Source organism: Mesorhizobium sp. ZC-5 (assembly GCF_025753855.1).
Classification (GTDB): domain Bacteria; phylum Pseudomonadota; class Alphaproteobacteria; order Rhizobiales; family Rhizobiaceae; genus Neomesorhizobium.
In genome coordinates this window covers 1-1,581 of the sequence record NZ_JAOWPT010000053.1, presented here as the reverse complement: position 1 = coordinate 1,581, position 1,581 = coordinate 1, and the positions used below count along the sequence as shown (strand labels likewise).

Genomic DNA, 1,581 nt, shown 5'->3' with positions numbered 1-1,581 from the left:
GGCGAAGGCCGAAGAGATGCTTCGTCTCGTCCGCATCGCGGACCCCGAGCGCCGCGTCAACAACTATCCTCACGAAATGTCGGGCGGGATGCGCCAGCGCGCCGTGATCGCCATGGCTCTTGCCTGCTCCCCGGAACTGTTGATTGCCGACGAGCCGACGACGGCCCTCGACGTCACGATCCAAGCGCAGATCCTGCGGCTCATCGTCGATCTGAAAGAGCGCACGGGAACGGCCGTGATGTTCATCACGCATGATCTGGGGGTCGTGGCCGAGACATGCCAACGCGTCATTGTCATGTATGCCGGCCGAATCGTAGAGCAGGCGAACGTGATAGATTTGTTTGCGCGTCCCGCGCACCCCTACACCCAAGGCCTCATGCGATCGGTGCCTGACCGGCGGCGCGGCCGCCAGCATCGCCTTCCAGAAATTCCCGGCATTGTCCCAAGCCTGCGCGAGCCCATTGTCGGGTGCAGCTTTGCGCCTCGCTGCCCGTTCGCGATCGATATTTGCCGCGAAAAGACGCCCGTCCTGCGTGATGTCGGGTCGAGCCACGCCGCAGCTTGCTGGCGCGCCGAAGAGGTGATGGGCGCATGAACGGTCCTTTGCTGAAAGTCGAGAATCTGACCAAGCATTATCCGCTTGGCTCGGGAATCCTGAAGAAGACCATTCCGGTGATCCGGGCGGTGGAGGATGTATCCTTCTCCGTCGAGGCGGGCGAGACGCTTTGCATCGTCGGTGAATCCGGCTGCGGCAAGTCCACCGTCGCGCGGCTCCTGATGCGGCTCGTGCAGCCGACTAGCGGGCGCGTAATGATCGACGGGACCGACATTGCGGGCCTCAAGAAGGACGCGCTTCACGCGTGGCGCCGTCGGATGCAGATGGTCTTTCAGGATCCTTACTCGTCGCTAAATCCCCGCCTCTCGGCTGGACAGATCGTTACTGAGCCTGTCGAGAATTTTGAGCGCCTCACCCGGAAGCAGCGTCAGGCACTCGCCGGGGACCTTCTCCGAAAGGTCGGAATGTCGCCGGACATGATGCACAGGCTGCCATCCGAGTTGTCGGGCGGTCAGCGCCAGCGGCTCGGCATTGCACGCGCCTTGTCGCTCAACCCCTCTCTCATCATCGCAGACGAGGCCGTGTCAGCCCTTGACGTCTCCGTGCAGGCGCAGATTCTGAATCTGCTTCTGGATCTCCAGCAGCAGTTGGGCATCGCCTTCGTCTTCATCTCGCATGACCTCGGCGTCGTGGAGCATATCGCGCATCGCGTCGCGGTCATGTACCTGGGACGGATCGTGGAGCTCGCCCCAGGCGAGACGCTCTTCGCGAAACCGGTCCATCCCTACACCGAGGCGCTGATTGCGGCAGCTCCGGTGCCGGATCCAAAGCGAGTGCGGCTGGAGGCACCCGTGGAAGGCGAGGTGCCGAGCCCGATCAATCCGCCGAAAGGCTGCGCATTCCACCCGCGCTGTCCGCTCGCGGTCGAACGCTGCCGCATCGAAGTGCCGCCTCTGGTGCCAATGGCCGACGGACGGGTCGTGGCCTGTCATGTGCGCGCTCCGGCGACGGGCATGCCGGCCGAG

2 protein-coding genes are annotated in these 1,581 nt (G+C 63.8%); both read left to right on the top strand.

Going from position 1 to position 1,581, the window contains the following annotated elements; genetic code table 11:
• A partial coding sequence (locus tag OHD58_RS30445) for an ABC transporter ATP-binding protein (RefSeq protein WP_263807301.1) occupies positions 1-595 on the top strand: 595 nt, incomplete at its 5' end.
• A partial coding sequence (locus OHD58_RS30440; protein WP_263807300.1) for an ABC transporter ATP-binding protein occupies positions 592-1,581 on the top strand: 990 nt, incomplete at its 3' end. The genes OHD58_RS30445 and OHD58_RS30440, both read left to right, overlap by 4 nt.